This window comes from Rhizobium sp. CRRU65 (assembly GCF_048551595.1).
GTDB classification, from domain to species: Bacteria; Pseudomonadota; Alphaproteobacteria; order Rhizobiales; family Rhizobiaceae; genus Rhizobium; species Rhizobium leguminosarum_J.
In genome coordinates, this window is record NZ_JBLYZH010000007.1 from 211886 (window position 1) to 235166 (window position 23281).

Annotated in this window: 27 protein-coding genes, 1 tRNA gene and 1 pseudogene; 17 read left to right on the forward strand and 12 right to left on the reverse strand. The window is 61.2% G+C overall.

All coding sequences use genetic code 11. The annotated features are described in order from the left end of the window. Window positions 1-22 precede the first annotated feature (22 nt). On the forward strand, window positions 23-856 hold the full coding sequence (locus ACM5SV_RS16960) for an alpha/beta hydrolase (protein WP_128406994.1): 834 nt from the start codon (window positions 23-25) through the stop codon (window positions 854-856). Window positions 857-1021: 165 nt separating this feature from the next. After that, the gene (locus tag ACM5SV_RS16965) at window positions 1022-1621 is read left to right on the forward strand and encodes a transglutaminase-like cysteine peptidase (protein ID WP_012759779.1); all 600 of its coding nucleotides are present in this window, start codon (window positions 1022-1024) and stop codon (window positions 1619-1621) included. A gap of 162 nt (window positions 1622-1783) precedes the next feature. On the opposite strand, the gene mbfA is transcribed toward ACM5SV_RS16965, so the two are convergent. Then, window positions 1784-2767 (reverse strand): iron exporter MbfA, encoded by a 984-nt coding sequence (gene mbfA / locus ACM5SV_RS16970; protein WP_128406995.1) that lies wholly within the window; start codon window positions 2765-2767, stop codon window positions 1784-1786. A 225-nt stretch (window positions 2768-2992) separates the two neighbouring features. Between mbfA and ACM5SV_RS16975 the strand changes: the two genes are divergently transcribed. Then, window positions 2993-3460, forward strand: coding sequence for a group III truncated hemoglobin (locus ACM5SV_RS16975; RefSeq protein WP_003544609.1), 468 nt, complete (start codon window positions 2993-2995; stop codon window positions 3458-3460). A gap of 45 nt (window positions 3461-3505) precedes the next feature. Here ACM5SV_RS16975 and ACM5SV_RS16980 read toward each other — a convergent pair whose 3' ends face one another. The 3 genes from ACM5SV_RS16980 to ACM5SV_RS16990 form a co-directional block, all read right to left on the reverse strand. Continuing rightward, window positions 3506-4417, reverse strand: a complete 912-nt coding sequence (locus tag ACM5SV_RS16980) for an EamA family transporter (protein WP_017995749.1) — start codon at window positions 4415-4417, stop codon at window positions 3506-3508. 72 nt (window positions 4418-4489) lie between these two features. Next, window positions 4490-5065: a recombination regulator RecX gene (gene recX / locus ACM5SV_RS16985; protein ID WP_017995748.1), complete on the reverse strand. Its 576-nt coding sequence runs from the start codon at window positions 5063-5065 to the stop codon at window positions 4490-4492. Window positions 5066-5074: 9 nt separating this feature from the next. After that, window positions 5075-6100: a histone deacetylase family protein gene (locus ACM5SV_RS16990; protein ID WP_222015109.1), complete on the reverse strand. Its 1026-nt coding sequence runs from the start codon at window positions 6098-6100 to the stop codon at window positions 5075-5077. A gap of 133 nt (window positions 6101-6233) precedes the next feature. Here ACM5SV_RS16990 and ACM5SV_RS16995 point away from each other — a divergent pair, with 133 nt between their 5' ends. Beyond that, window positions 6234-6845 carry an HAD-IA family hydrolase gene (locus ACM5SV_RS16995; protein WP_222015107.1) on the forward strand — a complete coding sequence of 204 codons (612 nt, stop codon included), beginning with the start codon at window positions 6234-6236 and terminating at the stop codon, window positions 6843-6845. A gap of 15 nt (window positions 6846-6860) precedes the next feature. On the opposite strand, the gene ACM5SV_RS17000 is transcribed toward ACM5SV_RS16995, so the two are convergent. Beyond that, window positions 6861-7379 carry a GNAT family N-acetyltransferase gene (locus ACM5SV_RS17000; RefSeq protein ID WP_222015105.1) on the reverse strand — a complete coding sequence of 173 codons (519 nt, stop codon included), beginning with the start codon at window positions 7377-7379 and terminating at the stop codon, window positions 6861-6863. 24 nt (window positions 7380-7403) lie between these two features. Next, window positions 7404-7970, reverse strand: a complete 567-nt coding sequence (locus tag ACM5SV_RS17005; protein ID WP_026157537.1) for a helix-turn-helix domain-containing protein — start codon at window positions 7968-7970, stop codon at window positions 7404-7406. A gap of 136 nt (window positions 7971-8106) precedes the next feature. On the opposite strand from ACM5SV_RS17005, the gene tenA reads away from it, so the two are divergent. From tenA to ACM5SV_RS17020, 3 genes and pseudogenes are all read left to right on the forward strand, one after another. After that, window positions 8107-8805 carry a thiaminase II gene (gene tenA, locus ACM5SV_RS17010; RefSeq protein WP_222015104.1) on the forward strand — a complete coding sequence of 233 codons (699 nt, stop codon included), beginning with the start codon at window positions 8107-8109 and terminating at the stop codon, window positions 8803-8805. 76 nt (window positions 8806-8881) lie between these two features. Beyond that, entirely contained in the window at window positions 8882-10714 is a 1833-nt protein-coding gene (gene lepA, locus ACM5SV_RS17015; RefSeq protein ID WP_012759770.1) for a translation elongation factor 4, read from the forward strand. Window positions 10715-11044: 330 nt separating this feature from the next. Then, window positions 11045-11155, forward strand: a pseudogene (locus ACM5SV_RS17020) (type II toxin-antitoxin system CcdA family antitoxin); the annotation flags it as partial. Between the two features lies 1 nt (window position 11156). Here ACM5SV_RS17020 and ACM5SV_RS17025 read toward each other — a convergent pair. The 3 genes from ACM5SV_RS17025 to ACM5SV_RS17035 all read right to left on the reverse strand — a co-directional run bounded on the left by ACM5SV_RS17025 (window position 11157) and on the right by ACM5SV_RS17035 (window position 13129). After that, complete coding sequence (locus ACM5SV_RS17025; protein ID WP_222015091.1) at window positions 11157-11609, reverse strand: GFA family protein; 453 nt, start codon at window positions 11607-11609, stop codon at window positions 11157-11159. A 183-nt stretch (window positions 11610-11792) separates the two neighbouring features. Further along, entirely contained in the window at window positions 11793-12341 is a 549-nt protein-coding gene (locus tag ACM5SV_RS17030; RefSeq protein ID WP_017995739.1) for a sugar O-acetyltransferase, read from the reverse strand. A gap of 11 nt (window positions 12342-12352) precedes the next feature. Beyond that, a complete protein-coding gene (locus ACM5SV_RS17035; RefSeq protein ID WP_222015090.1) occupies window positions 12353-13129 on the reverse strand; it encodes a type 1 glutamine amidotransferase in 777 nt (258 codons plus the stop codon). A 203-nt stretch (window positions 13130-13332) separates the two neighbouring features. On the opposite strand from ACM5SV_RS17035, the gene ACM5SV_RS17040 reads away from it, so the two are divergent. Further along, window positions 13333-13626, forward strand: coding sequence for a SelT/SelW/SelH family protein (locus tag ACM5SV_RS17040; protein WP_003544579.1), 294 nt, complete (start codon window positions 13333-13335; stop codon window positions 13624-13626). Window positions 13627-13635: 9 nt separating this feature from the next. Here ACM5SV_RS17040 and ACM5SV_RS17045 read toward each other — a convergent pair whose 3' ends face one another. Next, complete coding sequence (locus ACM5SV_RS17045) at window positions 13636-14055, reverse strand: BA14K family protein (protein WP_017995736.1); 420 nt, start codon at window positions 14053-14055, stop codon at window positions 13636-13638. Between the two features lie 169 nt (window positions 14056-14224). Here ACM5SV_RS17045 and ACM5SV_RS17050 point away from each other — a divergent pair. The 8 genes from ACM5SV_RS17050 to ACM5SV_RS17085 all read left to right on the forward strand — a co-directional run bounded on the left by ACM5SV_RS17050 (window position 14225) and on the right by ACM5SV_RS17085 (window position 20411). Beyond that, a tRNA-Leu gene (locus ACM5SV_RS17050) sits at window positions 14225-14311 on the forward strand. A gap of 238 nt (window positions 14312-14549) precedes the next feature. Further along, window positions 14550-14834 carry a hypothetical protein gene (locus ACM5SV_RS17055; RefSeq protein WP_017995735.1) on the forward strand — a complete coding sequence of 95 codons (285 nt, stop codon included), beginning with the start codon at window positions 14550-14552 and terminating at the stop codon, window positions 14832-14834. 516 nt (window positions 14835-15350) lie between these two features. Then, window positions 15351-16124 (forward strand): glucose-1-phosphate cytidylyltransferase, encoded by a 774-nt coding sequence (rfbF, locus tag ACM5SV_RS17060; protein ID WP_113546556.1) that lies wholly within the window; start codon window positions 15351-15353, stop codon window positions 16122-16124. Continuing rightward, a complete protein-coding gene (gene rfbG, locus ACM5SV_RS17065) occupies window positions 16115-17179 on the forward strand; it encodes a CDP-glucose 4,6-dehydratase (RefSeq protein ID WP_222015261.1) in 1065 nt (354 codons plus the stop codon). Before rfbF ends, rfbG begins: the two co-directional genes overlap by 10 nt. Beyond that, the gene (locus ACM5SV_RS17070) at window positions 17176-18411 is read left to right on the forward strand and encodes a class I SAM-dependent methyltransferase (RefSeq protein ID WP_222015089.1); all 1236 of its coding nucleotides are present in this window, start codon (window positions 17176-17178) and stop codon (window positions 18409-18411) included. Before rfbG ends, ACM5SV_RS17070 begins: the two co-directional genes overlap by 4 nt. Then, on the forward strand, window positions 18408-18950 hold the full coding sequence (gene rfbC, locus ACM5SV_RS17075) for a dTDP-4-dehydrorhamnose 3,5-epimerase (protein ID WP_222015088.1): 543 nt from the start codon (window positions 18408-18410) through the stop codon (window positions 18948-18950). Before ACM5SV_RS17070 ends, rfbC begins: the two co-directional genes overlap by 4 nt. Beyond that, window positions 18947-20185, forward strand: coding sequence for a glycosyltransferase family 2 protein (locus tag ACM5SV_RS17080; protein ID WP_222015087.1), 1239 nt, complete (start codon window positions 18947-18949; stop codon window positions 20183-20185). Before rfbC ends, ACM5SV_RS17080 begins: the two co-directional genes overlap by 4 nt. A gap of 76 nt (window positions 20186-20261) precedes the next feature. Continuing rightward, window positions 20262-20411, forward strand: coding sequence for a hypothetical protein (locus tag ACM5SV_RS17085; RefSeq protein ID WP_157628347.1), 150 nt, complete (start codon window positions 20262-20264; stop codon window positions 20409-20411). An 8-nt stretch (window positions 20412-20419) separates the two neighbouring features. On the opposite strand, the gene ACM5SV_RS17090 is transcribed toward ACM5SV_RS17085, so the two are convergent. Then, window positions 20420-20998: an acyltransferase gene (locus ACM5SV_RS17090; protein ID WP_012759757.1), complete on the reverse strand. Its 579-nt coding sequence runs from the start codon at window positions 20996-20998 to the stop codon at window positions 20420-20422. An 82-nt stretch (window positions 20999-21080) separates the two neighbouring features. Next, window positions 21081-21833, reverse strand: a complete 753-nt coding sequence (locus tag ACM5SV_RS17095; RefSeq protein WP_128438465.1) for a cephalosporin hydroxylase family protein — start codon at window positions 21831-21833, stop codon at window positions 21081-21083. A 285-nt stretch (window positions 21834-22118) separates the two neighbouring features. Here ACM5SV_RS17095 and ACM5SV_RS17100 point away from each other — a divergent pair, with 285 nt between their 5' ends. Then, window positions 22119-23267: a DegT/DnrJ/EryC1/StrS family aminotransferase gene (locus ACM5SV_RS17100; RefSeq protein ID WP_222015086.1), complete on the forward strand. Its 1149-nt coding sequence runs from the start codon at window positions 22119-22121 to the stop codon at window positions 23265-23267. Window positions 23268-23281 lie beyond the last annotated feature (14 nt).

Consider the following 23281-nt stretch of genomic DNA (forward strand, 5'->3'; position numbering starts at 1 on the left):
CAAAACAACAGGAGTTTCGCCGATGTCCGATCAGATGCCCGATTCCGCGCCGCAGTTCCTGACGGTTGGCGAGGGCGAGGCGGCGCGTCAGATCGCCATGCTCGTCCGCCCGGCGCAGGCCGGCAATGGCGCGCCGGCGCTGGTCTGGCTGTCCGGCTACCGCTCCGACATGAGCGGCACCAAGGCGGTGGAACTCGACGGGCTGGCGGCGGAACTTGGGCTCGCCTGCATCCGCCTCGACTATTCCGGCCACGGACTTTCCGGCGGCAATTTCGGCGAGGGCACGATCTCGCGCTGGCTGGAGGAGGCGCTTGCCGTCATCCGTCATGTCGCGCCCGATCGGGTGATCCTCGTCGGCTCGTCGATGGGCGGCTGGATCGCGCTCAGGCTGGCGCAGGAGCTTGCGCGGCAGGGCGGCGTGACGCTCCCAAAGCTCGCAGGCATGGTGCTGATTGCGCCGGCGCCCGATTTCACCTCGGAGCTGATCGAGCCGAACCTCAAGGCGAAAGAGCGCAAATCGCTGGCCGAGCGCGGCTATTTCGAAGAGCGTTCTCAATACAGCCCGGAACCCAACATCTATACGCGGGCGCTGATCGAGGACGGCCGAAAGAACCGGGTGCTCGACGGCATCATCGAAACCGGCTGCCCGGTGCACATTCTCCAGGGCATGAAAGACGCCGACGTGCCGCATGCGCATGCGATGAAACTGGTCGAACATCTTCCCGCCGACGACGTGGTGCTGACCTTCGTCCGCGACGGCGACCATCGCCTTTCACGCCCCGGCGATATCGCGCTTCTCCTGAGTGCCGTCAAAGGCATCATCCGTTCATCAACAAATAGGCAGATGCCCGCCTGAATGGCAGAGGCGGATAAATTCGCCTGCTGCAGGTCCCCAAGCCGTTGCATTTTAACCATGTCGGCGAGTCGCAAGGTCCTCCCAAGAAGTAACGATTGACTCTTTTGGCCCCTCTCCATTAACACTTTGTTAATAAATAAGGGGCGATGCAAGGAAAGAGCGGGCGTGCGGATCAAGGGTATCTTTGTGGCCATGATGGCCGTGTTTGCGATGGCGACGGCCGCCATACCGGCCCCAAGCAGAAATGCTTCAATGGTAACGGGCAATGCCACCTCACAGCCGATCGGCCACTACGATTTCTGTCAGATCCACCGCAGTGAATGCGGCGCAAACCGCAACGCAGGCCCGGTCGCCATGAACCCGGGGAAGTGGTCGCTCGTGCGTTCGGTCAACGCCACGGTCAATCGCACGATCACGCCGATGACCGACAAGGAAATCTACGGCAAGGATGAGGTCTGGGCCTATCCGACCACCGCCGGCGACTGCGAAGATTTCGCGCTCTTGAAGCGCCGCATGCTGATCCAGCGCGGCTTTTCGGCTGCCGACCTGCTGATGACCGTCGTGCGCAAGCCGGACGGCGAAGGCCATGCCGTGCTGACGCTGCGCACCGCCGAGGGCGATTTCGTGCTCGACAACCTCGCTTCCGACGTCAAGCCGTGGTTTGGGACGCCCTATTCCTTCGTCAAGCGCCAGTCGAGCTACAATGCCGGCCGCTGGGTCACCATCGAGAACGGCCGCGACGTCCTGGTCGGCGCGCTGCGGTAAGGGTTGCAATAGAGAATGTGGAAAGGCCGGCGGTTTGCCGGCCTTTTTGTTTTGTTGGTTTGGGATGCCGCACCGTCTCCCGGCCCTTCGCTTTGGGCTCAGGGCGTTCGTCGCTGCAATCGATTCGCTGGATCGATTGCTCGGGCTGCGCCCGACCGCTCCTCACCCATTCCCGATCAGGATACCCGCCCCGAGCACCAGGCCGCCCCCGAGCACCACCTGGAAGGCGGCGCGCAGGAAAGGGGTTTCCATGTAGCGGTTCTGGATGAAGGCGATGGCCCAGAGTTCGAAGAAGACGACGATGGCGGCGGTGATCGTTGCCGTCCAGAAATGCGGGATCAGATAGGGCAGCGCGTGGCCGAGACCGCCGAGCGCCGTCATGATGCCGCAGGCAAGGCCGCGTTTGACCGGCGAGCCTCTGCCGGAGATCTTGCCGTCGTCATGGGCGGCCTCGGTGAAGCCCATCGAGATGCCGGCGCCGACGGAGGCCGAAAGACCGACGAGAAAGGTCTGCCAGGTATCCTGGGTGGCAAAGGCGGCGGCGAAGATCGGCGCCAGCGTCGAGACCGAGCCGTCCATCAGCCCGGCAAGGCCTGGCTGCACGTAGGTCAGTACGAATTGCCGATGCACCGTCGCGTCCTCGTCATGCTTGACGTCTTCGGGCGTATGTTTGTCGCCCAGCATACGGGCGATATCCTCATGCCCCTGTTCGGCGAGGGCGAGGTCGCCGAGAAGCTCACGCGTCGAGGCATCCGAGGTCCGTTTTGCCGCCTCGACATAGAAACGATAGGCCTGCTCCTCCATCGCCTCGGTTTCCTGCCGCATCGCATCCAGCGAAAGGTTTGCCCTGAGCCAGTCGGGCTTGCGCTCGTAAAAACCCTGCACATGCTCGCGCCGGATCAACGGAATGCGCTCGCCGAAACGCTGGCGATGGATTTCGATCAACGATTTTCGGTGCGTATCCTCAACCTCGGCCATATCCTCGAAGACCTTGGCCGAGGCCGGAAAATCGCGGCGCAGCCTGTCAGCATAGGCAAGATAGATGCGGGCATCGTCTTCCTCCGAGGCGATCCCAAGGGCAAGGATCTCCTGCTCGGACAGCGACTCGAAAGATCGTTTCGAGGATCTGAAAAACCGCGCCAGCATGATCTTCTCCATTCTTTAGAATTATTCTAAATCTAAAGAACGCGGCGATGGCGGTCAAGTGCGTGAGGCAATTCAAAGTGCTACAGCGTCCTTTGCGCGCCTCGAAAAGACGCGCGGCGCCGCAGGCTGCTGACAGATTGCCGCAAGCGGCGCGGACGACTTTGGCGCGCTGCCATAAATACCTATATGAGAGGGCGCCGCATCACGCGGCGCCGGGGTTTTGGAATGGACAATGACATTCAGGGCCGCCCTGCCCATGTCGCGGCGATCCGCGAAAGGGCGGAGGCGGAGATGCGGGAAATGGGCGTCGACGCGGCCTTCATCGACAGGCTGGTCGAGACCTTTTACGGGCGCGTGCTCGCGCATCCCGATCTCGGCCCGGTGTTCGACGCCAGGCTATCCGGGCGCTGGCCGGAGCATATGGCGAAAATGAAGAGCTTCTGGTCGGCCGTTGCCTTCCGCAGCGGCGCCTATGGTGGCAAGCCGGTGCAGGCGCATACGGGTGTCCAGAACCTGACACCCGATCTCTTTCCGAAGTGGCTGTCGCTGTTTGCCGCAACGCTTGACGATATCGCGCCAACGCCGGAGGCCAAGGCCTGGTTCATGGCAACGGCGGAGCGGATCGCCAAGAGCCTGATACTGTCGCTGTTCTACAATCCGGCGCTCGACGATCCCGCCCGCAAACCCGCCTGATCCATCTTATAGAGACGGCGTTCCCCAAAGAACGCTGACACTTTTCTAGGTCTTCGCCGCCGAGGCGGTGGCGCCGGCGCTGGCCGCCACGACGAGCGCCGTACCCAGCATCTGCAGCGCGGTCATCGGCTGGGCGAGGATGAGAAAGCCGGCGAGAGCGCCGAGCGCCGGTTCGAGGCTCATCAGGATGCCGAAGGATGCCGACGGCATGCGCCGCAGCGCCACCATCTCCAGCGCATAGGGCAAGAGCGGCACGAGAATGGCAAGGCCGAGAACCTCGACCAGTCCCTTCACTGTGAAGGCGGCCCCTGTCTCAGCCAGACCGAAGGGTGTTGCGACGAGGCCGGCGACGAGCAGCGACATGGAGAGGCCTTCCAGCCCCTTGAAGGCAGCGCCGACCTTCTTCGTCAGCAGGATATAGACCGCCCATCCGACAGCCGAGCCGAGGGCAAAGAGGACGCCTGAGGAATTGCCGACCCAGCCTTCGCCGTCATGGGCGAGGAAGAGAATACCGGCCGCAGCGATCAACGGCCAGGTAAGCCGCCAGCTCAGGCCATAGCCGAAGACGGCGACCGAGAGCGGCCCGAGGAAATCGATGGCGATCGCCAGGCCGAGCGGCAGCCGCTGGATCGCAGCGAAGAAGCACAGCGTCATGGCAGCCGTCGTCGTGCCGAGCAGCAATGTCGCCCGCCATTGGGCGCCGCTATAACGCAGCACCGAAGGCCTGACGACGGCGGCAAGGATGATCGCCGCGAAAGCAAGCCGCAGCCAAGTGGCGCCGGCAACGCCATAGGTCGCAATGGCTGACGAAGACAGTGCCGCGCCGAACTGGATCGATGACATCGACATCAGGCACATCGCGACACCGGCCGCCAAGCCGCCAGAAGCCGACGATACGCCCGGCTGCGCAATCAAGGCTGCGCCATCCGTGCCGGTCTCGATATTCTTGATGTCCATGTGGCCCCCGATCCTGGCGCGGTTCTAAGCCGAAGACGGGGGAGAACCAAATTCAATCTTTTCATGCCGGGATCAAGAGCGCTGATGCTGAGGCACCAAAGATCGGCCGGCGAGGATGACCTCTTCCGCGTCTTCGAAGCTCATGTCGAAGATCTTCCTGCCGATATCGAAGCTGAAGCCGTTGCGGGCGAAAGCCGAAAGCTCTTTGGCCTTTCGCTTTTCGTCAAGCTCGACCCGGCGGAAGGGGCCGAAGGCGCGCTTGCGGGCAAATATCGCTGCGGCATAGAGATCGTCAGCCTCTTCAAGTGCAGCCTCGACCTTGTCGCTGGAGACGCCCTTGGCAGCTAGCTTCTGGGCGATCGCGCGCTTCGATTTACCGCCGCGCACGGCAGAGCGCGTGCTGATCTCCGCATAGGCGCTGTCGTCGAGCACCTTGTTGTCATAGGCAAATTTGACCGCGAAATCGGCGATGGCCTTGAGTTGCGCCGCGCTGATATCCTCGAATTTCTCCTTCGCCTTGCGGCTGATGGCGTCAAACAGCTGCTTTTCCGTCATCATCCGTCGCTCCAGGCGATAGATAGCGGAGTTGCGCGCCCAACTCAGCATGCGGGATGTCGGGATATCGGATGGAACGGTCTCGTCGGTCATCGGCGGTGATCAGGCTTCCAGACCCTTGAGGACGTTGGCGACGTTAAGGCCAATCTCCGGCACGCCGTAACCGCCCTCCATGCAGGCGAGCACCGGCAAGCCGGTGGCTGATATCATCGCGCCCATGCGGGTGAAATCGTCCGAGGTGAGGCTGAAGAAGGAGATCGGATCGCGCTCGAAGGTATCGACGCCGAGCGCCACGACGACCGCCTCGGCGCCGAATGTCTTGATGCGGGTGAGCGCATCGGCAAGGGCCGAAGACCAGATATCCCAAGGCGTGCCCGGCGGCATCGGATAGTTGCGGTTGGCGCCGGCACCCTCCCCCTCGCCTTCCTCGTCGGCATGGCCGAGGAAATAGGGAAAGGCCTGCATGGGATCGCCATGCAGCGAGGCGGTGAAGACATCGCCGCGGCAATAGAACAGATCCTGGGTGCCGTTGCCATGATGGAAATCGACATCCAGCACCGCGACCTTCCTCGCACCGCTATCGAGCAGCCGCTGCGCTGCGACACCTGAATTATTGATGAAGCAATAGCCGCCGAAGAGATCGATGCCGGCATGGTGCCCGGGCGGGCGGCAGAGCGCGAAGGCGAAGCGATTGCCCTGCGTCAGCCAGTCGGCGCCTGATATAGCACAGCGCATGGAAGCGATCGCCGCCTCGTAGGAGCCCTTGGTGATCGAGGTATCGGCGGCATTGGCGTAGTGGCCGATCGCGCCGACGATATTGTCGGGTACACGCTGGCTGGTGCGGCGAACGGCAAAGGAATTGGCGATCGCCTCGCCGGTGAAACCAGCCGCCATCCAGCGGTCCCAGACCGTGGCGAGAAAATCCAGATAGGCGGGATCATGTACTTTTCGAGCCGTTTCCAACCCGTGCGGATCGGGCGCCACGACGTCGGTGAAGCCCGCCTGCTTGACCGCCGCCAGGATCCATTCGGCACGAAACGGCGCCTCGAAGGGCGTCACCAGTTGGCCTGCGTGCAGCTCCGTCCTGGCATCGCGCAGCTTGTGATCCTCGGAATAGATGACGCGCATTTCAGATCCTGCCCTTGATTGACAATGGAGATTTACACGGCTCGGCCCTGACAAAAAAGCGGCGCGGGGCCTTGATCGTCTGGAATAATGACGCCACCTTCGCCGGTGTTTTGAGAACGAGGAAATTTTTCGCATGAAAGTGCTAATGGTCGATGTCGACGGCGTGCTCATTCATGGTCGCCCGATCGATGGCCTGCCTCACTTCACCTATCTCGAGCGCGATCTCGGCCTGCGCCTCGACCTGCTGCAGCAGGAATTCTTTCAGACCCACTGGGGCGATATCATCATCGGCCGCGAGGCGCTGGAGCCGCGGCTCGCCGGCGTACTCGCAAAGATCGCGCCCCATCTCAGCGCCGCGACGCTGATCGATTACTGGTTCGAAAACGATTCCCGCCTCGATCGCAATCTCCTCGAAGACCTTACCGCTCTCAGGCAAAGCGGCATCACTCTCCTGCTGGCGACCAACCAGGAGCATAGGCGGGCACGCTACTTGATGGAGCAGATCGGCCTTAACGCACATTTCGACGACATCATCTATTCCGCAGCACTCGGACACAGCAAACCTTCCCCGGATTTCTTCCGGCTGGCGACCGAGCGGGCCGGCGTGCTGCCCGGCGAAATCGCCTTCATCGACGATATGGCAGTGAATATCGAAGCAGCTCGGCAATTCGGCTGGAATGCGGCGCAATGGACGGCGGGCGCGACGCTCGGCAGCGCGCTTCCTGTCTTCGCCAGGCCGGCTTGAGCGGGGCCGGCGCAATCAGGCGAGCCGCTTATAGAACAGCGTGGTGTCGCAGAAGCCGCCTTCTGGCCACAGCGCATAATCGGGGATGACGCCGACGCGCTGCCAGCCCAGGCGCGGATAGATCGCCTCGGCATCGCTGCCGGTTGCCGTGTCGAGCACGAGCAGGGTCTTGCCGCTGCTTGCCGCCTCACGCTCGGCGGCATCCATCAGCAGCCGCGCGAGACCCTTGCCGCGAGCGGAGCGGTGCACCAGCAGCTTCTTCAGGTCGCCGCGATGCGGCTGGTTCGGCATCTGCGCCGCCCCCACCTGCACCGTGCCGACGATCCTGCCGTCGAGTTCGGCGACCAGCAGCAGGTTGGCGCCCGCGGCGACGGCATCGGCGACATCGCGCCAGTAGGGCTCGGCATCTTCAGGCCCATAGGGCTGCATGAAGCCGACGGAGGCGCCACCCGCGACGCAATCGACAAGCACTTGCGAAAGAGCCGGAATGGCGGCGCGGGCCTCCTCGGCGGAAAGGATACGAATAGCAGGCATGCTGTTCTCCTGAAATGAAAGCTGTTATCGGCCGCCGCGATCGAGCACGACGCAATAGCGCGCCGGTGCGTTGCCGGGATTGTGGAAGACGTGGCCCTCGCCGACCGGCATGAAGAGGCAATCGCCCGGCCGCAGCCGGTAGACGGTTTCACCCGCCGTCATCTCTAGCTCGCCGTCGAACAGCCAGATATGCTGCGTCATGCCATGGGCGCTCGCATGCGGGGGGAAGCTGACGCGGGCGCCGGCCGGGAATTCGACCTCGACGATATCGACATCGGAAGCCGTGCCCGCGGGCGAAACAGACCGTCTGATATAACCGGTCTCCGGATCGCGCCAGACCTGTTGTTCCTGCCTGCGAGCGAGCGGCGAGGCCTGCCCGTCTTCCGCAAAGAAGGCCGACAGCGACAAGCCGAGTGCTGCACAGATCCTCGCCAGCAGCGAGGCGGTCGGGCTCGCCTCCGCCCGCTCGATGCGCGAGATCATCGCCCGGCTGACGCCGGAGGCCGTAGCCAGCTCATCGAGCGTGAGAGCCTTTTCCTGCCGCAGTGTGCGAATGCGGATGCCGATCGCCTGTTCGAGTTCCGGTTCCATTTTCCAGTCCAATTTCTACTATAAGAGAAATACATTATCCGATGATGGAATCAAGTGGCTACGAAAAGCGGCCAAACGTGCCTTGCTTTCGCCGCTACGCCGTCCATATATGGCGGCGCAATCCGAGGAGAGAGTGATGGACGCCAGCAAGCAGAGCACGGAACTGACGGGAAGCTTCACGGCTGCCGCCTGGGACAGGATCGCGCCGATCATGGCTGAAATCGAGGCCTTGCCGCTGCTGCAGCGCCTTTCGGACGGCACGCTGCCGCCGGAGGTTTTCCGCCATTACATCCTGCAGGATGCGCTCTACCTCAAGCATTATGCGCGATGCCTTGCGATCGTCGCGGCCAAGGCACCCGACAATGCGCAGGTCCTGCGCTTCCTCGGTTCGGCACAGAAGGCAATCACCGTCGAGCAGGGCCTGCATGCCGGCTTCCTCACCCAGTTCGGCATGACGTCTGCCGACGTCACATCAGCCGAACCCTCGCCTGCCGGCTTTGCCTATACCAACTTCCTGCTTGCCACCGCCTATCACAGCTCCTACGCGGTGGCGCTGTCCTCCATCCTTCCCTGCTTCTGGATCTACTGGCATGTCGGCGAAGCGATCAAGAACCGGCCTGCTATCGAAGGCAATGCTTTCCAGGCCTGGATCAACACCTATGGCGATCCGCAATTTGCCGCCGGTGCCCGCGAAGTGATCGCGCTGACCGACATCGCCGCCCGCGCCGCATCGCCGGTGGAGCGGGCGCAAATGACCGATGTCTTCGTGCGCGCCTCGCAATATGAATGGATGTTCTGGGATTCGGCCTGGCGGCTGGAGACGTGGCCGGTCTGATCGGCGCCCGGCACAGGACGAAATAGCGTAAACAGCAGGATAATTACCGCTTTGCGGCAGGGGGCGGCGCTGCTATATGGCGCGCATGAGCACCAATTCCACCACTCCGCTGTCCCATATCCGCAACTTTTCGATCGTGGCCCATATCGACCACGGCAAATCGACGCTGGCCGACCGCCTGATCCAGACGACGGGCGGCCTTGCCGAGCGCGAAATGTCCGAGCAGGTGCTCGACAATATGGATATCGAGCGCGAGCGCGGCATCACCATCAAGGCCCAGACCGTGCGCCTGCATTACCAGGCGAACAACGGCGAGAAATACATTCTCAACCTGATCGACACGCCCGGCCACGTCGACTTCGCCTATGAAGTCTCACGGTCGCTGTCGGCCTGCGAGGGCTCATTGCTCGTCGTCGACGCCAGCCAGGGCGTCGAAGCGCAGACGCTTGCCAACGTCTACCAGGCGATCGACAACAACCACGAGATCGTCACCGTCCTCAACAAGATCGACCTGCCGGCCGCCGAACCCGACCGCATCAAGGAACAGATCGAGGAGGTGATCGGCATCGACGCTTCGGAGGCGGTGCTGATTTCGGCAAAGACCGGCCTCGGCATTCCCGATGTGCTGGAAGCGATCGTCCACAGGCTACCGGCGCCGAAGAGCCCCGGCGGCGAAAAGGCGCCGTTGAAGGCGCTGCTCGTCGACAGCTGGTACGACGCCTATCTCGGCGTCATGGTTCTCGTCCGCGTCATCGACGGCGTGCTGACCAAGGGCCAGACGGTGCGGATGATGGGCACCGATGCGAAATACCAGGTGGAGCGCGTCGGCGTGCTGACGCCGAAGATGGTCAATATCGACCGCCTCGGCCCCGGCGAGATCGGCTTCATCACCGCCTCGATCAAGGAAGTGGCCGATACCCGCGTCGGCGACACGATCACCGAGGACAAGCGGCCGACGGCCCAGGCGCTGCCGGGCTTCAAGCCGGCGCAGCCGGTGGTGTTCTGCGGCCTCTTCCCGGTCGACGCCGCCGATTTCGAGGATCTGCGCGCCGCCATGGGCAAGCTTCGCCTCAACGACGCCTCCTTCTCCTTCGAAATGGAATCGTCGGCGGCTCTCGGTTTCGGCTTCCGCTGCGGCTTCCTCGGCCTGCTGCATCTCGAAATCATCCAGGAACGGCTGGAGCGCGAGTTCGACCTCGACCTCATCGCCACTGCACCCTCGGTCGTTTACAAGATGTTTATGACCGACGGCACGGAGCGCGAGCTGCACAATCCGGCCGACATGCCCGATGTCGTCAAAATCTCGGAAATCCACGAGCCGTGGATCCGCGCGACGATCCTGACACCCGACGATTATCTCGGCAGCATCCTGAAGCTCTGCCAGGACCGGCGCGGCATTCAGATCGAACTCACCTATGTCGGCACGCGCGCGATGCTGACCTACGACCTGCCGCTCAACGAAGTCGTGTTCGATTTCTACGACCGGCTGAAGTCGATCTCGAAGGGCTATGCCTCCTTCGACTACACGCTGACCGACCACCGCGAGGGCAACCTCGTGAAGATGTCGATCCTCGTCAATGGCGAGCCGGTCGACGCGCTGTCAATGATGGTGCACCGGACGGCAGCTGAAAAGCGCGGCCGCGACATGTGCGAGAAGCTCAAGGAACTGATCCCGAAGCACATGTTCAAGATCCCGATCCAGGCGGCGATCGGCGGCAACGTCATTGCCCGCGAGACGATTTCGGCGCTGCGCAAGGACGTGACCGCCAAATGCTACGGCGGCGACGCCACCCGCAAGCGCAAGCTGCTCGACAAGCAGAAGGCCGGCAAGAAGCGCATGCGCCAGTTCGGCAAGGTGGAAATCCCCCAGGAAGCCTTCATCGCTGCGCTGAAGATGGGCGACGAATAGGCTTTCGCAGAGCTTTTTTGACGAGGAGACGTAGGTCTCCTTAGATGTTGACGAGCCTCGCTCTTTGTTCGCCGTCATCCTCGGCCTTGTGCCGAGGATCTGCTACATATCAAACGGCTGCAGATGCTCGGGACAGGCCCGAGCATGACGAAAGAGACGTGGTTAAGGCTCCGTCAACAGTTATCTCCGAGGGGATTCTGCGATGAACGATGAAAGCCGAACGACTGGCAAACCGGGATCGGTGATGGGTACAAACACTCATTCCAAGATCGAAAGGGGCTGCAAAGCTCCGACCTTCGATCAAAAACAAGCGACGATGAAACGCTGCCTCGCGAAGAACGCGAAAGACTTTGGCGAATTGAAAACGCCGAGGCGATCGCGGAGCAAAATGAGTATGTCGCAAAGCACGGTTTGCCGTTTGCGAAATACAGGCAGTTTTGACTTACCCCCTGCCCATATACTCCTTCACCAGCCCCTCATAGGCGTCCATCTCCGGCAGCGCCGTGTAGCTGTATACCGCGCCGGTCTCGGCGAATGACAGCTTCTCGCTCGTCCACGTCTCGATGAAAGGGGTGAACCAGCTCGGATCATCCAGCATGGTCACGCGCAGATTGACGAACCAGTCCATGCCTTCCGGCCGGGTGAACATCCAGCTCATGCAATGCGGGCAGAAATAATGCTTCGTGAAACCATGCAGACCGCCGATCACCGGCTCGCTCTGCGTGACCTCGAAGCCTTCGCTGGGGATGGCCGCACTCAGCGAATAGGCGCTCGATGTCATCTTCTGGCACCCCGTGCAATGACAGGCCATGGTGAGCAGCGGCGGGGCGCTGATCTTCAATCGCACCCGGCCGCAACGGCAGCCGCCTTCCATGGGTAAATTCCGAACGCTCATGATGTCCTCCCGTTTTGCTTTCTGATCTAGCGGAGCTTTCGCCGCTGTCGAGGTCATCGCGGAATGGGCGGCCTTGCCGGCGCTAGCGCATTTCCGTTTTCTCCGAATCACGGAAATGCTCCATCTCGTTGTTTTCACGCAATTCCGGACGCAAAACCGCTACGCACTTTTGCTGGAATTGCTCTAGCGGATGCGGGCTGGATTGCCGACCACGGTTGCGCCGGCCGGCACGTCCCTTGTTACCACCGCACCGGCGCCGACGATCGCACCGTCGCCGATCGTGACGCCGCCGAGGATGATAGCGCTGCCGCCGATCCAGACATCGCTGCCGATGGTGACAGGCTTGGCGATCTCGATGCCTGTGCTGCGCAGTGCCGGCTCCTTGTGATGCTCGGCGCAATAGATCTGCACGCCGGGGCCGAACATGCTGCGGTCGCCGATCGTCACCCGGCCGGAATCGAGGATGGTGCAGCCGGCATTGAAATAGACGCGCTCGCCGAGAGTGATATTGATGCCGTAGGAGCAGTGAAACGGCGCCTCGATGAAGACATCGAGTGCTGCCTGCGCAAAGAGCGCCCTCAGGGCCGGCGCCATCGCGCCGCGTTCGTCCGGCGGCAGCGTATTATGGGCGTGGACAGCGGCACGCGCCTGCCGGCGCAAAAGATCGAGCTCGTCATCGAGGCAGCAATACCATTCGCCTGCCGCCATCTTTTCGCGTTCGCTGGCGGGCATCGCATTGGCCCTCACGCCGAGGCCTGCGACAGCATTTCGACCTCTTGCCGCTCGATCAGGCTGACCCAAGCGCGCGCGATGGCAAGGCCCGCGGCATCGGCGGCTCCGCCATGTCTTGCCGCCAGTTCGGCATGGTTCTCCAGCCAGCCCGGCGCAATGCGCGCGATCGTGTCGGGAAATTCGGCCTTCCATTGTTCGACGACCGCTGAATCGGCCTCGAAATGGAACTGGGTGCCATAGACGGCGCGGCCGATGCGGAAGGCCTGGTTCTCTGCAACGGGGCTCGAGGCGAGGCGCGCCGCGCCCTCAGGCAGGGAAAACGTATCGGCATGCCATTCGAAGATGGTGAATTCGCCGCCAAGCGCCGACAGCAGCGGATCGGTCCGGCCCTCGGCGGTGACGCCGATCCCGTGCCAGCCGAATTCGCGGGCGATTCCTAAGTGATTGTCGGCGCCATAGGCGCGGGCGAGGATCTGACTGCCGAGGCAAATGCCGAGCACCGCCTTGCCGGCATCGCCGAAGCGGCGCGCGAGCCGGACGAGCTCCGGCAGATAGGGGTGGGTTTGGTCATCCAGCGCGCTCTGCTCGCCGCCAAGAACGACCAGCGCGTCATGGCCGGATATATCTTTCGGCAGGATGCCGTCCTGCCACACCCGGAACCACTCGATCTTCGCTCCCGCCTCGTCGAGGGCCGCGGCAAGCGCGCCGAGGCCGGTATTCCGCATGTTTTCGATGACTGCGACGCGCATAAGTTCTTCCCGGTATGGCCGACCACGGGAAGAGACCATGGCGGAGGGCGGCGCGCAAGACGCCAGAACAGGATTGAGGCTTTAGGCCGGTTCGGCCCAAAATCTGAATCCTGTTCTTAATTAAATAGTTAGAGCATGATGTCGCCCGAAAACCGCTCACACTTTTCGGCATCATGCTCTGCGAGGGCGATTGCGCGCACGCGCCACAGGGCTTAAATCTCAGCAAACGAAAGGACATCGCCATGACCGAAAAAGCCCGCGTCACGATCCTCTACTGCACCCAGTGCAACTGGCTGCTGCGCGCCAGCTGGATGGCGCAGGAGCTGCTGCATACTTTTTCCGACAGCCTCGGCGAAGTGGCGCTGATCCCCGCCACCGGCGGCAATTTCGAGATCCGCGTCAATGGCGATCTGATCTGGGAGCGCAAGCGCGACGGCGGTTTTCCCGGGCCGAAGGAGCTGAAACAGCGGGTCCGCGACATCGTCGAGCCCGGCCGCGATCTCGGCCACGTCGACCGCGCCTCGCTCGAAAGCTAACCACGCGGCTCAGCGATAGGGCGAGCGGCAGGTCTTGTAGATGCCCTCATAGGTGAGGAAACGGTCGGTCCGCGGATTGTAGGAGCGGTATTCGTTGCTGCACCAGGCGGCATGGCTATTCATGTCGCGCACTTTCGGCTGCACTCTTTGCACCGGCGGCGGATCATAAGTCAGCTGCGGCGGCCCGGCAGCGCCCGGCCGGTAATAGGTTGGCCCCGCGCCGCGTGGACGGTAGTTCGGCTGGACATAGGCGGGGCGATGCCATTGCTGCGGCCCGAAACCGAAGCAACCGCGAAAATCGCAGAGCGTCGATCCCGTGTTCAGCGGCCCGACCCCCGGCTTGCCCAGCTTCAGCGAATCGGCCCCGGCGATTGCGGGCGATAGAAGAGCTAAAAGACTGGCGAGCAGAAGCGTACGAGCAATAGGCATGTGGCATTCCTTTCGATATTTCCCTTATATAGGGCGTGACCACCGAAGCGCTATGCCCCGCCTAGCGCCACTCCCGCCCATGTGATCAGCGGCTTTCTCGCCAACTGTCAGAAAAACTTCAAAAACCCAGTTGACAGTCAGGAGCCACCCCCTTACATCGCTCTCCGTCGCCCAGATGGCGGAATTGGTAGACGCGCCAGCTTCAGGTGCTGGTACCCGAAAGGGTGTGGAGGTTCGAGTCCTCTTCTGGGCACCATTCCATTCTTGATCACTACCAAGATCAAGGAGTTAAGCCTTTCCAACTAGAGTTGCGCAGGTGCCTTGCAACAAAGGCCAATCGCGATGCGCTCAAGGGCTTGTTCGCTCAATAGCTCCCAAGATCTCTCCGAAGCCCTCATTTCTAGATGTTTATTCCTGCCGCTCTTGATAGCTGGCCTGCATTGACTCCCTCACTCCCAAATGCGAACATAAAGCGAACAGATGGAGTTTTGCTGATGATCCGATTCGCCACAACCCCAGCCAGCACCCCCGAGCCTATAAAGGCCCGCGAGGTGTCAGCTGCCAAGCCGGCCATTGAAATGCCGAAGCCGAAGCCGGTCATTGAGGTAGCCGCTACGGGGCCTGCGGTCGGCCTGTTGGTGCCCAGCTCCGAGGCAGACGAGCTCGGCTCCGACACTCGGCCGAAAACCACCAAGCCAGCACGCCGTGCGGCAACAAAGCGTAAGCCCAAGGTCGTCGAGGCAGACGACGCTTCCCTCCAGCTTCGTCTGGAGGCATAACCGCACACGATCCGGCCAAGGTTTGGCGGCGCGGGGGGACTCCCACCATAATCTATATAGCACTTCGGAATCCCGAAATTGGCTGCGGGATTGAAATCATTGGATGTTTCTCCACGGCGACAGCCCGCGAAAGGCGTCGAATTTCGGAATCCCGAAGCGGGGGAATTTCGGGATTCCGAAGTGGGATTTTTTCTTCCCGCCGACGCGCCCGCCTTTGTCGGCAGCAATTGGCGGGCAGTATCTGACGCTCTCCTATCAGGATCAGCCGCTTTCCGTTCGGATGAATTGGGCCGCTTGGTGCTCCTCGTAAAACTGGAAGGACGTGCCTTCGGCCATTACTCAACGCATGGCCTGCGACACGCGCGGCTGCCCGTTCCGACACCCCCGCAAGCCTCGCACAAGAACGAAATCGGATACCGAGACAAGGATGAACATACGGCCGTTCCGCCTGTAAAGAGCCGGGCGGCTCTGAGGGTGGTCGGGAAACCTGACTAGACACTCTGGAGTTCGCTTGGGATGAAAGTCGTAATTCTCGCCGGTGGCCTTGGCTCTCGTCTTGCCGAGGAGACCAGTATCCGACCCAAGCCTCTGGTCGAAATCGGCGGCATGCCGATCCTCTGGCACATCATGAGCATCTATGCTCATCACGGGCTCAATGATTTCATCATCTGCGCCGGCTACAAGGGCTATTTGATCAAGGAATATTTCGTAAACCTTGTTCTGCACCACAACGACATCACCGTCGACCTCGCCTCCAACAGCATCAACTATCACGGCGGCACACGACCGAACTGGCGCGTGACCGTGGTCGATACCGGCATGCATTCGATGACCGGCGGCCGTCTCGGGCGCATTCGCGACCATCTGACGCCAGGCGAACCCTTCTGCATGACCTATGGCGACGGCGTCGGCGACATCGATATCGCCGCCGAGGTCGCTTTCCATCGCAGCCATGGCCTGAAGGCGACGATGTGCGCGGTCACTCCGCCCGGACGTTACGGCGCCACGAATATCGAGGGACAGTACATCACCTCCTTCATCGAGAAGCCGAGGGGCGACGGCCAGCGCATCAACGGCGGCTTCTTCGTGCTCGACCCCTCGGTGGTCGATCTCATCCCGGGCGACGACACGATCTGGGAAGCCGGACCGTTGGAATGGCTCGCCGCCAACAACCAGCTCGCCGCCTTCAAGCATGACGGTTTCTGGCAGCCGATGGACACGCTGCGCGAGCGCAACCAGCTCGAGGAGCTCTGGAGTTCCGGAAAGGCACCGTGGAAGCTATGGGCCTGACGGACTTCTGGAATGGCAGGCGCGTGTTCCTGACGGGACACACGGGGTTCAAGGGATCCTGGCTGTCGTTGTGGCTGGAAAAGCTCGGTGCGGAAGTGGCGGCGGTCTCGCTCGAACCCGAGACCAATCCCTCGCTCTATGGGCGGCTTGCGCCCTGGAACGGACAGGGCCACCACATTGCCGACATCCGCGAAGCGGCGACGTTCAAGCAGCATTTCATCGATTTCGAGCCTGAAATCGTCATCCACATGGCAGCGCAGGCGCTGGTGCGGCGCTCCTACGAAAATCCGACCGAAACCTTCGCGACCAATGTGATGGGAACGGCAAACGTGCTTGACGCGGTGCGGGAAACGCCCTCGGTCAGGACGGCTCTCGTCGTCACCTCCGACAAGGTCTATGCCAACAACGGCAGCGGCGTTCCCTTCGTCGAGACGGATATGCTGGGCGGCAAGGACCCCTACTCCAACTCCAAGGCCTGCACCGAACTCGTCGTCCAGAGCTACCGCGACAGCTTCTTCAAGGGGCGCGATATCAGGCTTGCGACGGTACGTGCCGGCAATGTCATTGGCGGCGGCGACTGGTCGAAAGACCGGTTGATTCCGGACTTCATCCGCGCCTTCGAAAGCAGCCAGCCGATCCTGCTGCGCTATCCCGAAGCGATCCGCCCCTGGCAGCATGTGCTGGAGCCGCTTGGCGGTTATCTGAGCTTCGCTGAGGTGCTGACGCAGCAGCGCGGCAGGGATCTGCCGGATGCACTGAATTTCGGTCCGCATCCCGAAAGCTTCGCCACTGTTTCCGAACTTGCGGAAGCGCTCGGACGCGCTCATCGCGTCGAAGACGTGTGGCGGCTTGCGCCGGGCGAACATCTGCCCGAAGCGCCGGCGCTGACGCTGAGCTCCGCTCTGGCGCTCGACACGATCGGCTGGCGTCCGCGCCTCAGCCTGCAGCAAACAATCGACTGGACAGCCGCATGGTACAAGGCCAATCGCGAGGGAGCCGACATGCGCGCCTTCTCGCTCGGCCAGATCGCGGCTTATGAGGAAACAGTATCATGACAGCGCATAATTGCCGGTTCTGCAACACTCCGCTGAAACATCGTTTCGTCGATCTGGGCTCGACTCCGCTCGCCAATGCCTATCTGACGGAGGAGCAGCTCAAACTGCCCGAGCCATCCTATCCGCTGCGCGCCTTCGTCTGCACGGAATGCTGGCTGGTACAGGCCGACGCCTTCGTTCCGCCGGAGGATATCTTCAGTCACTATGCCTATTTCTCCTCCTACAGCGACGGCTGGGTGGAGCATGCCCGCCAGTTTACCATCATGGCGCGCAAGCGCTTCGGCCTCGGTGAGGCATCGCAGGTGATCGAGGTGGCGAGCAATGACGGCTACCTTCTCAAGCATTTCGTCGAAGCCGGCGTGCCGGTGCTCGGCATCGAGCCGGCCGAGAACGTCGCGGAAGTGGCGCGGCAGATCGGCGTTCCCACGGAAGCGCGCTTCTTCGGCAGGGAAACCGCTGCCGATCTCGTCTCCCGCGGCCTTGCCTCCGACATTGTCATCGGCAACAACGTGCTGGCGCATGTGCCCGACATCAACGATTTCGTCGGCGGACTTTCGGCCGTACTGAAGCCGGACGGCGTCGTCAGCGTCGAATTCCCGCACCTTTTGCGGCTGATGGAAAATATCCAGTTCGACACTGTCTACCACGAGCATTTCTACTATCTGTCGCTGCTCGCCGTCGAAAAGGTCTTCGCGGCGCACGGCCTCAAGATCTTTGACGTTGAAGAATTGCCGACCCATGGCGGGAGTCTCCGCGTGCTTGCCTGCCGCGCAACGTCCATGGTTCACGCAATCGGCCATGGCCTTGCCAAGGTGCGCACTGAGGAGGCAGCCGCCGGTTTCGACAAGGTTGAAACCTACGAAGCTTTCCAGAGCCGCGTCGCACCGATCAAGGATGGGCTGCTCGCCTTCCTCGAACAAGCCAAACGCAGCGGCAAGAAGGTCGCCGCCTATGGCGCTGCCGCCAAGGGCAACACGCTGCTGAATTTCTGCGGCGTCGGCACCGACCTCATCGAATATGTCGTTGACCGCAATCCGCACAAGCAGGGGCATTTCCTGCCGGGGAGCAAACTGCCGATCTACGCCCCGGAGAAGATGGACGAAACGCAGCCGGATTACGTGCTCATCCTGCCTTGGAACATCAAGAACGAGGTCGTTGCGGCCAACAGCAGGGTCGGTGCCTGGGGGGGACGCTTCGCGGTCGCCGTGCCGGAACTGACGGTGCTCGGTTGAAATTCCTTCCGACCGCGGTTTCGGGCGCCTTTGTCGTGGAAGTCGACGCGCGCTCCGACGACCGGGGAATGTTCGCACGAACCTTCGACGCGCAGACCTTTGCGGCGCAAGGTCTCCTCCCCGTCTACCCGCAGTGCAATATCTCGCAGAACCACAAGCGCGGGACGCTGCGCGGTATGCACTACCAAGCCCAACCGCGGCCGGAGATCAAGCTGGTGCGCGCCACGCGCGGCAGGGTATTCGACGTGGCTGTTGATCTGAGGCCGGATTCGCCGAGCTATCTCAAATGGGCCTCCGTCGAGCTCGATGCCATCAATCACAACGCCTTCTACATACCTGCCGGATGCGCGCACGGCTTCCTGACGCTCGAGGATGATTGCGAGCTCTTCTACCAGATGTCGGAAGCCTATGTGCCGGAACTTGCCCGTGGCGTCCGCTGGGACGATCCCGCCTTTTCCATCGCCTGGCCGTTCACGCCGAGCATCATCAGCGAGCGCGACGCCGCGCTTGACAGCTACGGCCAGGAGACAAGCCTTTGAGCGGTATCAAACTCAGCATCTGCATCCCGACCTATAACCGCGAAGCCTATCTCAGAAACGCGCTGACCTACTGCGAGAACGATTGCAAGTTCGACTTTCCCTTCGAAATCGTGATCTGTGACAATGCCTCCACGGATGGCACGCAGCAGGTGGTCGAGGAATTCATCGCCCGCGGGCTGCCGATCCGCTACTACAAGCGTGAAACCAATGCCGGCGCCGCGGCAAACGTCACGAGCGCTCTGCGCCTCGGCAAGGGCGAATACCTCATCTATCTCGCCGACGATGACATCCTGATTGCCGATGCGGTGGCCGAAACCATCAGATATCTCGACAACAATCAGGAGGTGACCTGCGCCCATGCGCCGTGGTTCCTCTACGACGAAGTCGCCAAAACCGACATCACGAAGTTCTACAATGTCAACGAGGATCGGAAGTTTCCGCAGGGAAGTTTCGGCGACGTCTTCCAGTATATCTGCGAACGCCACATCTTTCCGGAAATCGCGATCTACCGCTCGTCGACCCTGCGGTCGGCCTGGATCCCGCGGGAATTCTGCTTCTATCCGTTCCCGTTCCTTGCGCATTTCCTCGATCAGGGCGCGGTCTCCTTCCTGCAGCGCCCGTTCTACCGTTCCATCGCCAATTCGGCGATCGTCCGCGACCGTCCGCAAGAAGGCACCAACGACGTCATGACGAGCTGGGATCGCTATCGCGGCGGGCTTGAATATTTTCTCTATACGGGAGCCAGGCGCGGGGCGCTGAACCTGACGCCCGAGACGCATCTCAAGTATGACGAGATGTGCAAGATCTTCACTCTCAATCGCATGGCGGTCGCCTTTCGCTTCTGGGCGGAGCGCAAGAACTTCATCAAGGCCTATGAACTCTATACCCGCATCATGTGGGGCGGGATGCTCGACCACCCGGAAATTCGCAGTTTCCGTGAAAGGCTGCCCCTGATGGTCGCCATCCAGACGCTGGTGAGCGAAGTGAATTCGGCAATCGGCATCGATACGCTGCTTCTCGGCGGTTTCCCGGAAATCACCGCGCTCGAAGGCCTGATGCGCGAACTCGGCCTCAGCGAAAAGGTGAAGGTGACAGTGAAACTCAGCGACAGTCCGCTGGAAAGCACCGCCGTCTTCGTCAGCGCCGACAACGACCGGGAGTATTTCGTAGCACTCGGCTACCTGCCCAATCTCGTGTTCCACCAGCACGATGTCGCCCGGCATATCATCATGTGAGCCTCGCGCCAGTTTCAAAAACTAGCGTCGTGGCGGGCGCCTGCGTTTTGATTTCAATTCAACAGAAATTAGCGGCATGACAGACAGGATCTTCTACACCAAGCCTTCGATCACCCAGCTCGAAACGGATTATGCTGCCGATGCCGCCGCCACCGGCTGGGGCGCGAGGTTGCCGTCCACAATCTCGACCGCTTCAGCGCGTGGATCACGCTCTGCGGGGCGATAGCTTGCCTATCAGGCCTGTGATGCTCGCAGTTCTTTCTCAAGGATCAGAAGATTTTGAGATCTATCGCGTAAACGCCTGACGGGGATACCAGCGTATACTCCCCATGCAGGGAGAGACTTATTTACGAGAGATAGGCTACCTACAGAACTTCCCTCCTCAATTGTTACCTTAGGCAAAACGACCGAGTTGGAGCCGATAATCACATGTTTGCGGAGGACGACTTTCCCAGCAGGGCCGCCAATAAGATGGCGCGGCAGAGTCGGGTTGGTCATCTTTTCACCCGTGTAGTCATCGCTTGAGGTGTAGATTTTGACACCTGGTGCCAAACCCGAAAAGTCCTCCATGACGAAGCCGTCACTCCCAGATATATAACACTGTGACGCGATGTGCACATTACATCCAATCTCAACGTGTTCCCTACTTGCCACAATGATGGTGAAATCATCGATCCGCGCGTCATCCATGATGGAGATATTCTCCACGAAAAAAAGTCCGGCGGTTCTTTTAATCTTTACGTTCGACCCAAGATGCCGGAACGGCAGGGATCTTAGTTCAGTCTCGTCGTAAAATGTCGAGCCTAAATGCATCCGATACCTCCATACTCCGTCGGCCCCAAAGTACGTCGACTAATCGACGAGAATTTTTGATTTGATCGCATCAATCGCATGCTTAGGACCGCACACATCGAAGATAGCCGCCCGGAGAACTGGAGAGAACGAGCTTTCCATTGATGACGGTATCCAACTCGAAACGATCCGTTTCCTGCAAGTAATCATTGAGGGCAACCAAGGGCTCATCGCCAGGTAAGAGAACCTTGGAGCGTTTGGTCGGGACCTGGGAAGGTTCGTAACGGCCAAGGATCGTATCGGCAACGACGAGATACTGGCCGTCTGTCACCAGCGGCGCGTAATTGCGTAATTCATCCAGTACATGCGCCTTGCTATGATCGCTGTCGAGAATGACCATGACCGAGGCCCCTTCAGGGATAGACGCCTTGACCTTCGCCATGGTTTCGGCGGAGGTGGATGGCCCTTCGATCAGTTCGACGCGATGCGCCATCGGATGGGATTCGATCGCCTGACGGTTATGGGCGCGAATGTCGATATCTACGCCGACCACCTTGCCCTTGCCAATCAGTTGTAGCATGGCAGCCTGGAAGATCATCGATCCGCCACGCGCCACGCCCGTCTCAACGATCACGTCTGGCTTGGTGGCCCAGATAACTTCCTGGGTGGCCATCACATCGGCGGGCATTTGGATGATTGGCATGCCCATCCAAGACCACAGATAGGAATAGTCGTATTTGTCCAGGCTCACCAGAGTATCGAGCGTCTGACGGAAGACATCCGTGTCACGACCTAGAGCGAGGCTCATTTCGCGCTTGCTGGCCTCGAACTCCTGCCTATCATCCTTGGTGGTCATGAACTTTACAAACCTTCCTACCTGAACAAGTGGCGCATTTGCGGCGGACGTCCTTGCGAAGGGCAAGCGGGCACAAATGTCTCATTTTCCATCTTTCATCGGAACCTTATGTGAGGCTGGAGCGATCACGGTCAACAGCGTAGCACTCGGGCTACCTGCCCAATCTCGTGTTCCACGAGCACGATCTCGCCCGGCACATCATCATGTGAGCCTCGCGCCAGCTTCGAAAACTAGCGTCGTGGCGGGCGCCTGCGTCTTGATTTCAATTCAACAGAAATTAGCGGCATGACAAACAGGATCTTCTACACCAAGCCTTCCATCACCCAGCTTGAAACCGATTATGCCACAGATGCGGCAGCGACCGGCTGGGGCGCACACTGCTACGACTACATCAACCGCTTCGAACGCGACTTCAAGACCTATCTCGGCAGCGGCTTCGCCATCGCGACCTCGAGCTGCACCGGCGCCATGCACATGGGCCTGGCCGCGCTCGGCGTCGGCGAAGGCGACGAAGTGATCCTCGCTGACACCAACTGGGTCGCCACCGTCTCGCCGATCGTCCATCTCGGCGCCAAGCCGGTTTTCGTCGACGTGCTGCCGGATTCCTGGTGCATCGATCCGGGCGAGGTCGAGCGCCATATCACGCCGAAGACGAAGGCCATCATCGCCACGCATCTCTACGGTAATCTCTGCGACATGGACGCACTGCTGGAGATCGGCAGGCGGACGGGCATTCCGGTGATCGAAGATGCGGCCGAAGCGGTCGGCTCCGTCTGGCACGGCCGCCGCGCCGGCTCGATGGGCGCCTTCGGCACTTTCTCATTCCACGGCACAAAGACATTGACGACGGGCGAAGGCGGCATGTTCGTCACCAACGACGCCGCGCTTTACGAACGGGTGCTGACGCTCAGCAATCACGGCCGGGCTCGCGGCCAAACCAAGCAGTTCTGGCCCGACGAGATCGGCTTCAAGTACAAGATGTCCAACATCCAGGCTGCCATCGGCTGCGCACAGCTCGAACGCATCGAAGAGCTCGTCGCCCGCAAGCGGGAGATCCTCGCGGCCTATATGGTCCGGCTTTCCGCCCTGCCCGGCATCTCGATGAACCCGGAATATAGCGGCACGATCAACGGTGCGTGGATGCCGACCGCAGTCTTTCATCCGTCGACGGGTACCACCCGCGAGATGATGCAGCAGGCCTTCGAGGCCGCCAATATCGACGCGCGCGTCTTCTTCTATCCCCTCTCCAGCCTCTCCATGTTTGAGGATCGGCCACAGAACGTGAACGCCTGGAGCATTCCGGGCCGCGCGATCAACCTGCCCAGCTATCACGACATGAGCGAAGCCGATATCGACCGGGTGGCGGCAACGCTGCTCGATGTGGCGGCCGGGCGGATCTATCACAACAGCACAGCATTGCGGCAGTCGGTCTAAGACAGCCCCACAGC

Coding starts and splice junctions, on each gene's coding strand:
- ACM5SV_RS16980 (WP_017995749.1), bottom strand. CDS start 4,417: ATGGACATCAAGAATATCGAGACCGGCACGGATGGCGCAGCCTTGATT.
- ACM5SV_RS17100 (WP_222015086.1), top strand. CDS start 22,119: ATGACAAACAGGATCTTCTACACCAAGCCTTCCATCACCCAGCTTGAA.
- ACM5SV_RS17095 (WP_128438465.1), bottom strand. CDS start 21,833: ATGACCACCAAGGATGATAGGCAGGAGTTCGAGGCCAGCAAGCGCGAA.
- rfbG (WP_222015261.1), top strand. CDS start 16,115: ATGGGCCTGACGGACTTCTGGAATGGCAGGCGCGTGTTCCTGACGGGA.
- ACM5SV_RS16995 (WP_222015107.1), top strand. CDS start 6,234: ATGAAAGTGCTAATGGTCGATGTCGACGGCGTGCTCATTCATGGTCGC.
- ACM5SV_RS16960 (WP_128406994.1), top strand. CDS start 23: ATGTCCGATCAGATGCCCGATTCCGCGCCGCAGTTCCTGACGGTTGGC.
- ACM5SV_RS17030 (WP_017995739.1), bottom strand. CDS start 12,341: ATGCCCGCCAGCGAACGCGAAAAGATGGCGGCAGGCGAATGGTATTGC.
- ACM5SV_RS17000 (WP_222015105.1), bottom strand. CDS start 7,379: ATGCCTGCTATTCGTATCCTTTCCGCCGAGGAGGCCCGCGCCGCCATT.
- recX (WP_017995748.1), bottom strand. CDS start 5,065: ATGACCGACGAGACCGTTCCATCCGATATCCCGACATCCCGCATGCTG.
- ACM5SV_RS17055 (WP_017995735.1), top strand. CDS start 14,550: ATGATCCGATTCGCCACAACCCCAGCCAGCACCCCCGAGCCTATAAAG.
- ACM5SV_RS17005 (WP_026157537.1), bottom strand. CDS start 7,970: ATGGAACCGGAACTCGAACAGGCGATCGGCATCCGCATTCGCACACTG.
- ACM5SV_RS17085 (WP_157628347.1), top strand. CDS start 20,262: ATGACAGACAGGATCTTCTACACCAAGCCTTCGATCACCCAGCTCGAA.
- ACM5SV_RS16990 (WP_222015109.1), bottom strand. CDS start 6,100: ATGCGCGTCATCTATTCCGAGGATCACAAGCTGCGCGATGCCAGGACG.
- ACM5SV_RS17070 (WP_222015089.1), top strand. CDS start 17,176: ATGACAGCGCATAATTGCCGGTTCTGCAACACTCCGCTGAAACATCGT.
- ACM5SV_RS16975 (WP_003544609.1), top strand. CDS start 2,993: ATGGACAATGACATTCAGGGCCGCCCTGCCCATGTCGCGGCGATCCGC.
- mbfA (WP_128406995.1), bottom strand. CDS start 2,767: ATGCTGGCGCGGTTTTTCAGATCCTCGAAACGATCTTTCGAGTCGCTG.
- ACM5SV_RS17025 (WP_222015091.1), bottom strand. CDS start 11,609: ATGAGCGTTCGGAATTTACCCATGGAAGGCGGCTGCCGTTGCGGCCGG.
- lepA (WP_012759770.1), top strand. CDS start 8,882: ATGGCGCGCATGAGCACCAATTCCACCACTCCGCTGTCCCATATCCGC.
- rfbF (WP_113546556.1), top strand. CDS start 15,351: ATGAAAGTCGTAATTCTCGCCGGTGGCCTTGGCTCTCGTCTTGCCGAG.
- tenA (WP_222015104.1), top strand. CDS start 8,107: ATGGACGCCAGCAAGCAGAGCACGGAACTGACGGGAAGCTTCACGGCT.
- ACM5SV_RS17040 (WP_003544579.1), top strand. CDS start 13,333: ATGACCGAAAAAGCCCGCGTCACGATCCTCTACTGCACCCAGTGCAAC.
- ACM5SV_RS17035 (WP_222015090.1), bottom strand. CDS start 13,129: ATGGTCTCTTCCCGTGGTCGGCCATACCGGGAAGAACTTATGCGCGTC.
- ACM5SV_RS17090 (WP_012759757.1), bottom strand. CDS start 20,998: ATGCATTTAGGCTCGACATTTTACGACGAGACTGAACTAAGATCCCTG.
- ACM5SV_RS17045 (WP_017995736.1), bottom strand. CDS start 14,055: ATGCCTATTGCTCGTACGCTTCTGCTCGCCAGTCTTTTAGCTCTTCTA.